This window comes from Flavobacterium sp. UBA2787 (assembly GCA_002352205.1).
Taxonomy (GTDB): Bacteria; Bacteroidota; Bacteroidia; order Flavobacteriales; family Flavobacteriaceae; genus Flavobacterium.
Genome location: DEHZ01000012.1, coordinates 160,110 through 172,438, shown reverse-complemented (window position 1 = coordinate 172,438; position 12,329 = coordinate 160,110). Strand labels below are relative to the sequence as shown.

Annotated in this window: 14 protein-coding genes; 7 read left to right on the top strand and 7 right to left on the bottom strand. The window is 34.9% G+C overall.

Going from position 1 to position 12,329, the window contains the following annotated elements:
* Nucleotides 1-348: 348 nt before the first annotated feature.
* Together B4N66_RS11465 and B4N66_RS11460 are read right to left on the bottom strand one after the other, a co-directional pair.
* Nucleotides 349-792 (bottom strand): DUF4268 domain-containing protein, encoded by a 444-nt coding sequence (locus tag B4N66_RS11465; protein ID WP_291094913.1) that lies wholly within the window; start codon nucleotides 790-792, stop codon nucleotides 349-351.
* Entirely contained in the window at nucleotides 792-1,496 is a 705-nt protein-coding gene (locus tag B4N66_RS11460) for a peptidylprolyl isomerase (protein ID WP_291094912.1), read from the bottom strand. Before B4N66_RS11460 ends, B4N66_RS11465 begins: the two co-directional genes overlap by 1 nt.
* Between B4N66_RS11460 and B4N66_RS11455 the strand changes: the two genes are divergently transcribed.
* Entirely contained in the window at nucleotides 1,485-2,123 is a 639-nt protein-coding gene (locus tag B4N66_RS11455) for an NUDIX hydrolase (protein WP_291094911.1), read from the top strand. The two genes, B4N66_RS11460 and B4N66_RS11455, sit on opposite strands and share 12 nt — an antisense overlap.
* A gap of 52 nt (nucleotides 2,124-2,175) precedes the next feature.
* Nucleotides 2,176-2,979, top strand: a complete 804-nt coding sequence (locus B4N66_RS11450) for a lysophospholipid acyltransferase family protein (RefSeq protein ID WP_291094910.1) — start codon at nucleotides 2,176-2,178, stop codon at nucleotides 2,977-2,979.
* Here the strand turns inward: B4N66_RS11450 and B4N66_RS11445 are convergent.
* Together B4N66_RS11445 and B4N66_RS11440 are read right to left on the bottom strand one after the other, a co-directional pair.
* A complete protein-coding gene (locus tag B4N66_RS11445) occupies nucleotides 2,976-3,617 on the bottom strand; it encodes a hypothetical protein (protein WP_291094908.1) in 642 nt (213 codons plus the stop codon). The genes B4N66_RS11450 and B4N66_RS11445 overlap by 4 nt on opposite strands.
* A gap of 4 nt (nucleotides 3,618-3,621) precedes the next feature.
* The gene (locus B4N66_RS11440; protein ID WP_291094906.1) at nucleotides 3,622-4,116 is read right to left on the bottom strand and encodes an RNA polymerase sigma factor; all 495 of its coding nucleotides are present in this window, start codon (nucleotides 4,114-4,116) and stop codon (nucleotides 3,622-3,624) included.
* A gap of 447 nt (nucleotides 4,117-4,563) precedes the next feature.
* On the opposite strand from B4N66_RS11440, the gene B4N66_RS11435 reads away from it, so the two are divergent.
* Nucleotides 4,564-5,868, top strand: coding sequence for an NAD(P)/FAD-dependent oxidoreductase (locus B4N66_RS11435; RefSeq protein ID WP_291094904.1), 1,305 nt, complete (start codon nucleotides 4,564-4,566; stop codon nucleotides 5,866-5,868).
* Nucleotides 5,869-5,924: 56 nt separating this feature from the next.
* Here B4N66_RS11435 and B4N66_RS11430 read toward each other — a convergent pair whose 3' ends face one another.
* The gene (locus B4N66_RS11430; protein WP_324522777.1) at nucleotides 5,925-6,962 is read right to left on the bottom strand and encodes a DUF3810 domain-containing protein; all 1,038 of its coding nucleotides are present in this window, start codon (nucleotides 6,960-6,962) and stop codon (nucleotides 5,925-5,927) included.
* Between the two features lie 172 nt (nucleotides 6,963-7,134).
* Between B4N66_RS11430 and B4N66_RS11425 the strand changes: the two genes are divergently transcribed.
* The 3 genes from B4N66_RS11425 to B4N66_RS11415 all read left to right on the top strand — a co-directional run bounded on the left by B4N66_RS11425 (nucleotide 7,135) and on the right by B4N66_RS11415 (nucleotide 9,784).
* Nucleotides 7,135-7,392, top strand: a complete 258-nt coding sequence (locus tag B4N66_RS11425; RefSeq protein WP_248434918.1) for a (2Fe-2S) ferredoxin domain-containing protein — start codon at nucleotides 7,135-7,137, stop codon at nucleotides 7,390-7,392.
* Nucleotides 7,393-7,554: 162 nt separating this feature from the next.
* Nucleotides 7,555-8,169: a hypothetical protein gene (locus B4N66_RS11420; protein WP_291094901.1), complete on the top strand. Its 615-nt coding sequence runs from the start codon at nucleotides 7,555-7,557 to the stop codon at nucleotides 8,167-8,169.
* A gap of 151 nt (nucleotides 8,170-8,320) precedes the next feature.
* Complete coding sequence (locus B4N66_RS11415) at nucleotides 8,321-9,784, top strand: aminoacyl-histidine dipeptidase (protein WP_291094900.1); 1,464 nt, start codon at nucleotides 8,321-8,323, stop codon at nucleotides 9,782-9,784.
* A 159-nt stretch (nucleotides 9,785-9,943) separates the two neighbouring features.
* On the opposite strand, the gene B4N66_RS11410 is transcribed toward B4N66_RS11415, so the two are convergent.
* Nucleotides 9,944-10,381 carry a hypothetical protein gene (locus B4N66_RS11410; protein WP_291094899.1) on the bottom strand — a complete coding sequence of 146 codons (438 nt, stop codon included), beginning with the start codon at nucleotides 10,379-10,381 and terminating at the stop codon, nucleotides 9,944-9,946.
* Nucleotides 10,382-10,664: 283 nt separating this feature from the next.
* Entirely contained in the window at nucleotides 10,665-11,144 is a 480-nt protein-coding gene (locus B4N66_RS11405) for a DUF6265 family protein (protein WP_291094898.1), read from the bottom strand.
* Nucleotides 11,145-11,251: 107 nt separating this feature from the next.
* On the opposite strand from B4N66_RS11405, the gene prfA reads away from it, so the two are divergent.
* Entirely contained in the window at nucleotides 11,252-12,325 is a 1,074-nt protein-coding gene (gene prfA, locus B4N66_RS11400) for a peptide chain release factor 1 (RefSeq protein WP_291094896.1), read from the top strand.
* Nucleotides 12,326-12,329 lie beyond the last annotated feature (4 nt).

Sequence of the window (12,329 nt, the reverse complement as noted above, 5' to 3'; positions counted from 1 at the left end):
AAAACACGGAAAACACAGAAAGGGATTGCTTCTTCGCTAGTTCGCTATCGCTCGTGTCCTCCTTCATCGGTATGACAAGATTGAGGGAGAGCTAGAACTGAAAACTACGACTCTTTTGCGAATTTATTTGCTTTGAAATGTTTTGATGCACTGAAGTGCGTGAGGGATAGTAGCGGAAAGCCCACAGGAGAAAGGTTTGTGTTTTTGCGGGTTGTGCCGGCGACCAAAGAAGCTGAGCACAACCCGACAAAAACCAACCTTTGGCCGAGGACTTGCAGCGGATAGCCCGACCCGGAGCTTGTCGGAGGGGCACGCCCTAATGGTTCGTTTCAGGGTTGAAGTTTCAGGTTAGGTGTTGATATCTAAGTCTTTAATGTAGTCTTCGTGTTCGTAGAAGAAGTATTCGAAGGATTCCATTTTTTCTGCAAAGAAGGCGAAAATTGTTTTCCAAGTGGATTTGTTGTTGATGCTAATACTGTCGATTTCGACCCAAATACGGCTGATGATTTTTCCGTTTTCAAGGTGGAAATTTTTTTCGAAGATGGCGTCTTCTAAATAATTTTCTGTGAGGATGGTTTTGAGTGATTCAATTTTTTCGAAATAGATTTTTCGGTGCTCTTCGTCTTTGGGTTCGATATCTAAAGAAACCATGGCTTTTTTGTTATCGACATGAAATTTGAAGGTTACATCTTTTATTTTGGTGTTGTAGAGCAACCATTTTCTTGGATATTCCTGTGCAAAGGTTATCCAAAATTCACGTTTTATTTTTTGTGCTTCTTCTTTGCTGAACATTAGTTGATGAGAGTTGCTTTGATTTTTATATTCAAAAGTGGAAATTCTTTTTTGTCGGTTTCTTGGTTGGCAATTTCATCCATTACTTCAAAACCTTTAGTTATTTTGCCAAAAACGGTGTGCTCTTTGTCTAAATGATGGGCTCCATTTTTGTTTTGAACGAAATAAAATTCATAAGGATTGCTAAGTTTTTCTGGGTTCTCTTCCCATAATCTTGCAGCGGCTAAGGCTCCGTAATGGTGCTTGAGGGCGTTATTAAATTCGGGAGGAATGAGGTATTTGCCAATGTTTTTTCTATCTTTTTTTGTAATTGATTCATCTGAACTTCCACCTTGTATGATGAAATTTTTAACAACCCGATGAAAATAAGTCGTATTGAAATAGTTCTTTTTGACCAAGTAAATAAAATTGGCTCTATGGAGTGGAGTTTTATCGGATAATTCAATTTCGATATTTCCATATTCTGTCTCGATAAGAACTTTTTTTTCTGGATTTCTCTCGCCATACCACATTAAAAAATCGACTACATTTTCGTCTGTAAGAACAATTGTTTCTAGATCGTATTTTGGCTTTGGAGCACTATTTTTTATGTTTACTGAATCATTTTTTTGCTCTCTATTTTTTTCTGTAGTATCTTTAGTTTTCTTTTCACACGAAACGATTAAAAAAAATAGCAAAAAAAGGAAGATTTTATGGAGTTTCATGATTTTTTAAAATATGTTCCAAAAATAGCAAAAGAATCGCTTCCTGCTACAACTGCCCATTTAAAAATGGCTCCTTTGTTTCGTCAAGAGTTATTAAAGGAGATTGATTATGATTCGTATCAGCCTAGAAAAGCGGCGGTTTTAATGCTTTTTTATCCTAAAAATAATGAAACGCATTTGGTGTTGATTGTTCGGAATACGTATCCAGGCGTTCATTCTTCACAGATTGCTTTTCCGGGTGGGAAAGTAGAATTAGAAGATGAGTCGTTGGCTCACACTGCTTTGCGTGAAGCAGAAGAAGAGATTGGCGTGAATAGAATGCATGTTGAAATTGTTAAGTCGTTTACAGATGTTTACATACCACCAAGTAATTTTTTGGTTTCTCCCTTTTTAGGAGTATGTCAAAAAGAATTGGAATTTATAATGCAAGAAGATGAAGTGGCCGGCATAATCGAATTGTCGTTACGCGACTTTTTGGATGATAAAAATGTGGTGATGAGAAAATTAACTACTTCCTATGCCAATGAAATTGATGTACCCGCTTTTTTAGTAAAAGAACACATTGTTTGGGGTGCTACTGCGATGATGATGAGTGAATTAAAAGAAACTATTAAAATGGTAATTTAATTGATTAGATTTTTATAAATTCGCAATCAATTTTTCCAACAAAAGAGTAATTATGGGATTGTTTAAAAGAAATCCTTTCGGACACATTCTGTTTTTAAAAAAATGGCTCATACGCATTTTCGGAGTGCTAACACACCAACGTTATCGTGGTTTTAACGAAATGCATATTGACGGCTCTGAAATTATTAAAAATCTTCCGCAGACAGGTGTTTTGTTTATTTCTAATCACCAAACTTATTTTGCTGATGTTGTGGCGATGTTTCATGTATTCAACGCTAGTTTAAGCGGTCGGGATGATAGTATTAAAAATGTTGGCTATTTATGGAATCCCAAGTTAAATATCTATTATGTTGCTGCCAGTGAAACCATGAAAGAGGGGCTTTTGCCAAGAATTTTAGCGTACGCCGGAGCAATTACTGTTGAACGCACTTGGCGTGCGAAAGGCAAGGATATTCAACGGGAAGTAAATCCAAATGACACTGAAAATATTAAAATAGCTTTAAATGACGGTTGGGTAATCACTTTTCCGCAAGGAACAACACGTTCGTTTAAACCGGTTAGAAAAGGAACGGCACACATCATAAAGCAACACAAACCGATTGTGGTTCCGATTGTTATTGATGGTTTTAGACGTTCTTTTGACCGCAAAGGACTTCGCATCAAGAAGAAAGGAATTCTTCAATCAATGGTTATCAAAGAACCGTTAGATATTGATTATGACAACGAATCTATCGAAGAAATTGTTGAAAAAATTGAATATGCTATTGAGCAACATCCATCTTTACTCAAAGTGATTCCGGTTGAAGTTTTAGAAGAACAAAAAGAATTAGACAAAAAAAGAATGTGGGAATATTAAAAATCCATTTTCTTTAACTCTTCATAATTTTTGTATAATCTTCGCATTAAGAACCCGTAAATCAAACGGTAGAACAACCAAAATAATCCAAAAGTTACAGCGAATAAAACAAAGTAAGTTAAGCCAATAACAATCCAAAATGCTTGCGGATTACTGTCTTTTGCATTTTCCAAAACCGAATTAATGCTCGGATCATAAGTGATTTGAGAAATGACAACAATTATAAAAATCAACGCAAACATCGCTAAATTATACCAAATGTAGTACTGAACTGTTTTTCGTGTTTTTATGATCGAACTCATCAGTTTTTTGACTGTATCGGTCGTTGAAATTGTTCTGAAATTTTTATAAAATACATATATAAAAAATAAAATAATAGCATAGTTAATTACAGTCAACACACCGAATAGCGTATCAATATGATACATTTCCAATGTTTTCAAATAATTATCATCTACGGTAAATAGACCAATAGCAGCCCACAAAATCAATTCGGCAATACTAATCATCAAAATCCATTTTACAATGGAAGATGATCGCTTGTGAATCATTTTATATATTTGGTTTTCCGTCACTTGCTCATAAGCGTGTGCGTCTTTTTTCCAAGCTTTTTTCAATAAATCCAATTCCTCAGTCATATACTTATGGATTAACGATTTTTTTTAATTTTCCTTTAATTCTATTCATTTTCACGCGTGCATTTACTTCCGTAATTCCCAGTGTTTCGGCAATTTCTTCATAATCTTTATCTTCTAAATACATAAAAACTAATGCTTTTTCAATGTCATTCAATTGATGGACGGCTTTGTATAAAAGTTTAATTTGTTCTTCTTCTTCAAAATTGTAATCATCGGGTGCAATGAACTGTTTTTTGCCTTCCATGTCAGTCGTAGCAACCGTTCGCGTGCTTTTTCGATACAATGTAATAGCCGTATTCAATCCCACACGATACGCCCACGTCGAAAATTTCGAGTCGCCACGAAACTTCGGAAACGCTTTCCATAACTGAATCGTAATTTCCTGAAATAAATCATTGTGAGCATCTTCACCCGACGTGTACAAACGACAAATCTTGTGAACGATGTTCTGATTTTCCTTTAATTGCGTAACAAAAGATTGCTCCAGTGAATTGCTCATGCTCAGTTAGTAGTCAGAATATAAAATTTGTTACAAGTTACAATTATTTTCAGAAGCTAATCCCGCTACCTGCCTGCCGGCAGGCAGGTCCGTTTCAAGCTTTTTTGTCTTGTTACGTTTTTCTAAGGCAAAAAAAGAGCTTCCGTTGGTCGCTTTTTTTGCCAAGAAAAACTGCAACAATCCTGCAAAAGGCTTTCCACTGCTATCGGGGCTAGGAGTTGTGAGTTGAAAAGTTGCGAGTTTGAAAGTTTCAGGTTTCAGGTTTCAAGTTTTCCGATACTTTGTGCCTTGTCTTCTTCCTAGCAAAATTACCAACCAAAAATGATAAAATTCAGTTAAATTTTGACCTATCAAAAAACGAGTAATTCATCAAATGTTAAAATCAACTATCTTTGTCATACAAAATCTCAGTAGCTCAGTAACTCAGCTACTCAGTAACTCAAAACTATGAATATCCCAAATACTAATCTTCCCAGAATCGTCATCATCGGTGGCGGATTTGCCGGAATTGCACTCGCCAAAAGCCTTAAAAATCAACGTGTTCAAGTCGTCTTAATCGATAAACACAATTACCATACATTTCAACCATTATTATATCAAGTAGCCACAGGCGGATTAGAAGCCGGATCTATCGCTTACCCAATTAGAAAAGTTGTTCAGGAGTACCAGAACTTTTATTTTCGTTTAGGTTTTGTCAACGAAATTGATACGCAAAACCAAAAAGTAAAAGCAGACATTGGCGATTTGCGGTATGATTATTTAGTGTTAGCTACCGGTTCCAAAACCAACTTTTTTGGTAACAAAGAAATCGAACGCAACAGTGTGGCAATGAAAACCATTCCGCAATCACTCAACATCAGAAGTTTGATTCTTGAAAACTTTGAACAAGCGTTGCTGACGAACGATATTCACGACCGACATAGTTTAATCAATTTTGTACTTGTGGGTGGCGGACCAACCGGAGTAGAATTAGCCGGAGCTTTGGCCGAAATGAAAAAAGCCATTCTTCCCAAAGATTATCCCGATTTGGATGTGCGAAAAATGCAAATCAACCTCATTCAATCCGGAGAAAGAATTTTAGATACGATGAGCGAAAAGTCATCGAATGCAGCTGAAGATTTTCTGATTAATTTAGGTGTAAATGTCTGGAAAAATGTTCGTGTAACCGGTTACGACGGCAGTACAGTTTCAACCAACACCGATTTAACTTTTGAATCAGCGACCGTAATTTGGACAGCGGGTGTGCAAGGAGCATTGCCATCCGGAATTGATACAAATGCAATAATTCCACGAGCTGATCGTGTTAAAGTAAATGAATTCAATCAAGTAGAAGGTTACGATAACATCTTTGCCGTTGGTGATATTGCTGCGATGATGACTGAGCAATATCCAAAAGGACATCCTATGATGGCACAACCGGCGATGCAACAAGGAAAATGGTTAGGCGAAAACATCGTCAAAAAAATAAATAAAAAACCGCTAAAACCTTTTGTCTACAACGACAAAGGTTCGATGGCAACGATTGGCAGAAACAAAGCGGTGGTTGATTTACCAAAATTTCATTTTAGTGGTGTTTTTGCTTGGTTTGTTTGGATTTTTGTACACTTGTTTTCCTTAATCGGATTTAAAAATAAAGCAGTTGTTTTGACCAATTGGATTTACAACTACATCCGTTTAGACCGCGAAGGACGATTGATTATCAGACCATTTAAAAAGAAAAATGTGACTTCTTTTGTGGCGGATGAAGTTTAAGTTGGGAGTTATTAGTAAGGAGTAGGGAGAAAGAAATAGGCAGAAAACTCTCCCAACTAGTAACTCCTTACTCCATACTTTCTCTCCATTCCAATCATCAATCCTACAAATTTGCTATATCCTTCCAAACCGTCTTTTTGTTTGTTGAGTTTTAAAAAATTGTCGTAAAAGGTTTTGAAAATCGGTTCCAAAAACGTTTTGTATTCTTCGTGAAATTGTTTGCTTTCTTCAAAATTTTTGATAATTCCTGAATTGATTAACGGTAGAAATTTTTCACTACTGCCTTCTTCAATCCGTTCTAAATTTCGCAAACAATGCTTCACAGCAAAACTATAACCCGAATATTGAAAATAAATATCATTACTTTTCACAGAAGCTAAAAACCCGATGAAATTGGCTTCGCTCTCGCTGGCATACCCAATTTGATGAGCCATTTCATGTAACGTGGTGGTTGGAAAATTATATTTTGGCAAACAATCATTCACTTGAGCTTCATTGGTAAACGGATTCAAATACCCACCAAATCCCATATAACTCAACGGAACACTGATTAATGATGGTTTGATGCTTGGTTTTTCATACAATAGAAAAGGAAATTCTTTTTCAACCGAGGCATAACTTTTTACACTCAAATCAAAAATCTCCTGAGTAGAGTACGGAACAACCACTTTTACCGAATCATTTTTCGTAATTTGTTTGTGAATCGCATTTGTTTTTTCAATCAATTTTATCGTAAAAGCTTCTAATTCTTCAGTAGAATATTCTTTGTCAATTTCCAGTTTTTCATACATAGGAATGCGATGGTAATTGGTTGCCCACAATAAATGAAATAGAAAGTAAAACACTGAAGCAAAACTGAGAATCTTCAGCAAATTATCTTTCCAAGCTGTTTTCCACTTTTTACGCACTTTCCAAAACCATCGGAAAACCAAAAACAAAACGATACCGTAAATAATATCACCAATGGAAATCGAAGTAAATCCAAAAGTGGTTCTAGAAATTTTTGAGATAATAGGATATATTCCGTTACTGTAATAATCTTCGATAAACTTGGGAAATAAAGAAGCGATTTTTAATACAATGATTTGTATCAAAAGGAATAGTGGAAGTATGTATTTTTTTTGAATCATCGTTGGGTCAAATATATGAAAAGGTGATGGGTAATTGGTAATCGGTAAGAGGTTTGGCGAAATTTTAATAAAATTAACTTCTTTATTTAGAATAAATAAGAATAATATTTTACATTTGTAGCATCATTTTTCAATCATGGGAAAAGCAAAAAAATCTGAAAAAGTAATTTATTTCTGCGACGGCAAAAAATGCTGTAAATACAACAAAGAAATCAAAGATTGTCTGAAGGATTTGGTCAAAGACAATGGTTTGAAAGAAACTGTTGCCTTTGAAAAAATGAAATGCCAAGGAATGTGCAAACAAGCTCCCGTTTTGTGTATTCACAAAAATGAATGCGTGGGCAAAGTATCGACTAAGGATGCTAAAAAACTATTCGAAAAGCATATCGCTTAACTTTTTTCGCACTTCTTTCTTTATAATTTAATTGAGGTTATTATTCATTTTACTAAACTAAATTAAAAGTTCTAAAATACCAACTTGTTTTTAGATAGGTTTAAATGTTATATATTTGAGTTACTTACAAAAACATCTGTAAGTCTTAAATTCTTTAGAACTATGAAATGGACCTACAGTATAAAAAATAAATTGACAGCTTCCGGTGCACTTTTTTCACTTTGTGTATTGGTGTTGTTCAGTAATTACATTGACAGAACTCATACAGAAAACGTAAAAAAGGCAATCAGCACTTTGTATGAAGACCGATTAATTGCTGAGGAATTTATTTTAAAAATGACGAGTGGTTTTTATCAAATTAAAGAAGCAATAAATTCTGATTCGACTGATGTTATTAAAATTAAAAGTATAAATAATTTAATTGCTGATGTTGTATCGGTAAGCAATGCCTATCAAAAAACTAAATTTACGGCTGTTGAAACAAGAAAAGCAAATGAATTGTTACTTATACTCAAAGAGTTTGAATCCAGTCAACATACTCTTCAAGCAAAATTAGAATATTCGAACAAGGCGTTAGTAATTCTCAATGAACTTTCTGCAATTCAGTTAGCCGAGTCTAAACAAATCATGGCTCATGCTGAAGAATTGTATCTCTCAGGAAAAACATCTTCACAGTTTGTTTTTGTTATCATTGTTATCATATTAATCGTACTTCAAGCTCTTGTATTTACTTCTAAAAGTTTAGTTTCAAATACAAAATTTCCAAATCTAAACTAGCTAAAACAATATAAACGGAACACTATTCGATAGTACTATTTCAAAAACTTTCACTTTTGTTAATTCAAAAATCCCTCAATTTCTTTGTAACTTTGCAATGCTGAAAAAAACTCAGCAATTCAGAATTTTCGAATCTCAGCAACTAAAAAAAATGAATCAAGAAATCAGAAACCTAGAACCCAAAGCACTTTGGAATAAATTTGCCGATTTAAACGCTGTTCCACGTCCGTCTAAAAAAGAAGAACGTGTAATTGCTTTTATGATGGATTTCGGAAAGCAATTAGGCTTAGAAACTAGTAAAGATGCAGTCGGAAACGTCATCATCAAAAAACCGGCAACTGCAGGATTAGAAAATAGAAAAACAATCGTGATGCAATCACATTTAGATATGGTGCATCAAAAAAATAACGATACGACTTTCGACTTTGATACACAAGGAATCGAAATGTATGTGGATGGCGATTGGGTTCGTGCCAAAGGAACTACACTTGGAGCCGACAACGGTTTAGGTGTAGCGACCATTATGGCGATTTTGGAAAGTAAAGACATTCCGCATCCGGCCATTGAAGCCCTTTTTACCATTGACGAAGAAACCGGAATGACCGGAGCAATGGGTTTAAAAGGCGGTTTGTTAAACGGAGAAATTCTGTTGAATTTAGATACCGAAGAAGATGATGAAATTGACATTGGTTGTGCCGGTGGAGTAGATGTAACTGCGACAAGAAGTTATAAAGAAGAAGAAACTCCCGAAAATTCGTTGGCTTTTATCATTACTGTTAAAGGTTTAAAAGGCGGTCATTCCGGAATGGATATTCATAAAGGATTGGGAAATGCCAACAAAATTATGAATCGTTTGTTGTTTGACGGTTTTCAAAATTTCGGTTTACAAATTGCTGAAATTAATGGTGGAAGTTTACGAAATGCCATTCCGAGAGAGAGTGTGGCCAAAGTGATTATTTCGGCTATTTATGAAGGAGCATTTCAATTGGATATGCAAAACATAATTGATAATATTAAAACTGAATTCAAAACGACTGAACCAAATTTAACCATCGAAATTACCGAAACCGAATTACCGGAAAAAGTAATGGATTTAGGCATTCAAGAAGGATTGATTCGTGCGATTTATGCGGCTCACAACGGCGTTTACCGAATGAGTGCCGACATGGAAGATTTGGTTGAAACCTCCAACAATATTGCAAAGGTTACCGTAAAAGAAGGAAATATAACCGTTCAATGTTTGACTCGTTCCTCGGTTGAAACATCCAAATTTGATTTAGCGAATGCATTGCGTTCTGCATTTGAATTGATGGGCTGCGAAGTGACCTTTGGCGGAAGTTATCCGGGTTGGACACCGAATGTGAACTCACCAATTTTAGATGTTTTAGTGAATATTTACGAAAAGCAAAACGGCACCAAACCAAATGTAGTAGCGTGCCACGCCGGTTTAGAATGTGGAATTTTAGGCACCAATTACCCAAACATGGATATGATTTCGTTTGGACCAACGATTCACGGAGCTCACTCTCCGGATGAAAGAGCTTCGATTTCATCGGCACAAAAATATTGGAAATTTGTGTTGGAGATTTTGGAGAATATTCCGGAGAAGAAATAAGAGTATAGAGAATAGAATATAGAAATCCCGATTAGAGTCGGGATTTTTTTTGTTCAAAAATGGCGAGTAGCTGTAAATAGCTTTTAACGTTTTAGTAGCTGTTAGTGGTTGGCAAATTGTCTTCCAAATTTCTGTTTTTAATATTTTAAAATATTGAATTTACTTTTCCCTGTATATTTCAAACTCTCCATTTGCAACTTCTTCAATATATTCATTTTCCGTAATCTTTTCTTCATAAATTATCATTTCCCAAGTTCCTGAAAATTTTTTTTCCATTTCGTCATAAAAACCAAGATATTCTATATTAGGATGTTTGATATTTTTGTCAACTAAAATTTGACCGTTTTCGTCTTTAAAGTAAAAGTATGGATAATTTACAATGAAACTGATTTTGTCATTTTCAATAAATCCTTTTACTTTAATTGGTTCTGTGAAAATATTTTCAGATTCCGAATCGATTGTTGTTCCTATAAATGAGTTGCCATTAAAAGTTAAATTCATTTTGAATGGTACTTTTACATAACTATCAATAATTTCATAACCTTGTAAGTATGAAAAAAAACCTTTCCAAATTTGTTCATTATCTACGATTCTCATAAAGATTATTTAATTCTTTTTTTGTTCTAATCTATAATTTTATATGAATATTTCTTTTCGGTTATAAATCTCAATCATTTGAATTACTTTCAGTTACGTTTGCTTGCCGCTCTTGTATGTTACTCAGTTATTTGAGCATATAAATTTGTTTTCATATAGATATATTAAACTAAATTGAGTTTAATTTTATTAAATTCAACTATAAAGAATTTATTACCACCTACTATTTCCAAACCAAAACCACAGATTAAAAAAATCAGCAAATCTGTAGTTTTTCCTTTTATCAATTCACTTTCTTAAACGGAAACCCCTGACTCTTCCCGTCACCACTAATTTCCGCATACAAACTGTCTTTATTTACTATTTTGTAGGTGATTTTTTTTGGAAAATCGTGTTCTGGATTTTCAAAAATTAATTCGTTATTCGTAACAGTTGTAGCAGTAAAAAGAGTCGCTTTTCCATCGTTTTGATTGGAAGCCATCACAGAATAAATCCATTTATCCATTTTGAAGAGAATTACTTCTTCTTGAAACAAAGTGTCACCATTTTTAATAAAGGTACTTTTTGCTTCTAATCGATCATAGGTTAATCCTTCTTTTGTTTCGTTCTTTGTTCTGTACCAAGTTTCTGTAAATGTTCCATCTTCTGTTTTGTTTTCCCAAGTGCCAATTAACCAATCCACTTCTTGAGTAGAATAGTCTTTCTGACAAGCGTTAATAGAAAAAATAATCACTAACAATAATAGTAAAATACGGTATTTCATAATCAAAGATTTTGTTTAACAATACTACAACAAAACATTGAAATGAGAAACTTGACACTTGACACAAAAAGTCGTACTTTTGCACTCCAAAATAGAGTTATAAGACTATGTTAGACAGATTACAATATGTAAAACAACGTTTCGACGAGATATCAGATTTGATTATTCAGCCTGATGTGATTGCCGATCAGAAGCGTTATGTGCAATTGAACCAAGAATATAAAACCTTAAAAGGTTTGGTGGACAAGCGTGAAGAATACATCCGTTTGACACAAAGTATCGAAGAAGCCAACGAAATTATTGCCGATGGTTCGGATGCCGAAATGGTTGAAATGGCCAAGATGGAATTGGATGATGCCAAAGAACGCATGCCATTATTGGAAGACGAAATCAAGTTTATGTTGATTCCGAAAGATCCCGAAGATGCAAAGAATGTGATGGTTGAAATTCGTGCCGGAACGGGTGGGGATGAAGCTTCCATTTTTGCTGGAGATTTATACAGAATGTACACCAAATACTGCGAAGGTCGTGGTTGGAGAACTTCAGTGGTAGATATGAACGACGGAACTGCCGGAGGTTTTAAGGAGGTAATTTTTGAAGTAACCGGAGAAGATGTTTACGGAACATTGAAATTTGAAGCCGGAGTTCATCGCGTGCAACGTGTTCCTCAAACGGAAACACAAGGTAGAGTTCACACATCAGCAGCAACCGTAATGGTTTTGCCGGAAGCGGAAGAATTTGATGTTCAAATTGATATGAATGATGTGCGTATTGATTATTTCTGTTCATCAGGTCCTGGTGGTCAATCGGTGAATACGACGAAGTCGGCTGTAAGGATGACGCACGTTCCAACCGGATTGGTGGCTCAATGTCAAGATGAAAAATCGCAACATAAAAACAAAGACAAAGCGTTAACGGTTTTACGTTCGCGTTTGTATGAAATGGAATTAGCCAAAAAACAAGCGGAAGATGCCACAAAACGTACTTCGCAAGTGAGTAGTGGTGACCGTTCGGCAAAAATTAGAACGTATAATTATGCTCAAGGCAGAATTACCGATCACCGAATAGGGTTGAGTATTTTTGATTTAGACGGTTTTATGAACGGAAATATTCACAAAATGATCGAAGAGTTGCAGTTAGTGAGCAACACCGAAAAATTAAAAGAATCGGAAGTATTTTAAATAA

Excerpts from the sequence above, each read along its gene's own strand:
- B4N66_RS11450 (WP_291094910.1), top strand. The coding sequence starts at position 2,176 with ATGGGATTGTTTAAAAGAAATCCTTTCGGACACATTCTGTTTTTAAAA.
- B4N66_RS11415 (WP_291094900.1), top strand. The coding sequence starts at position 8,321 with ATGAATCAAGAAATCAGAAACCTAGAACCCAAAGCACTTTGGAATAAA.
- prfA (WP_291094896.1), top strand. The coding sequence starts at position 11,252 with ATGTTAGACAGATTACAATATGTAAAACAACGTTTCGACGAGATATCA.
- B4N66_RS11425 (WP_248434918.1), top strand. The coding sequence starts at position 7,135 with ATGGGAAAAGCAAAAAAATCTGAAAAAGTAATTTATTTCTGCGACGGC.
- B4N66_RS11455 (WP_291094911.1), top strand. The coding sequence starts at position 1,485 with ATGGAGTTTCATGATTTTTTAAAATATGTTCCAAAAATAGCAAAAGAA.
- B4N66_RS11440 (WP_291094906.1), bottom strand. The coding sequence starts at position 4,116 with ATGAGCAATTCACTGGAGCAATCTTTTGTTACGCAATTAAAGGAAAAT.
- B4N66_RS11445 (WP_291094908.1), bottom strand. The coding sequence starts at position 3,617 with ATGACTGAGGAATTGGATTTATTGAAAAAAGCTTGGAAAAAAGACGCA.
- B4N66_RS11435 (WP_291094904.1), top strand. The coding sequence starts at position 4,564 with ATGAATATCCCAAATACTAATCTTCCCAGAATCGTCATCATCGGTGGC.
- B4N66_RS11405 (WP_291094898.1), bottom strand. The coding sequence starts at position 11,144 with ATGAAATACCGTATTTTACTATTATTGTTAGTGATTATTTTTTCTATT.
- B4N66_RS11420 (WP_291094901.1), top strand. The coding sequence starts at position 7,555 with ATGAAATGGACCTACAGTATAAAAAATAAATTGACAGCTTCCGGTGCA.
- B4N66_RS11465 (WP_291094913.1), bottom strand. The coding sequence starts at position 792 with ATGTTCAGCAAAGAAGAAGCACAAAAAATAAAACGTGAATTTTGGATA.
- B4N66_RS11410 (WP_291094899.1), bottom strand. The coding sequence starts at position 10,381 with ATGAGAATCGTAGATAATGAACAAATTTGGAAAGGTTTTTTTTCATAC.
- B4N66_RS11460 (WP_291094912.1), bottom strand. The coding sequence starts at position 1,496 with ATGAAACTCCATAAAATCTTCCTTTTTTTGCTATTTTTTTTAATCGTT.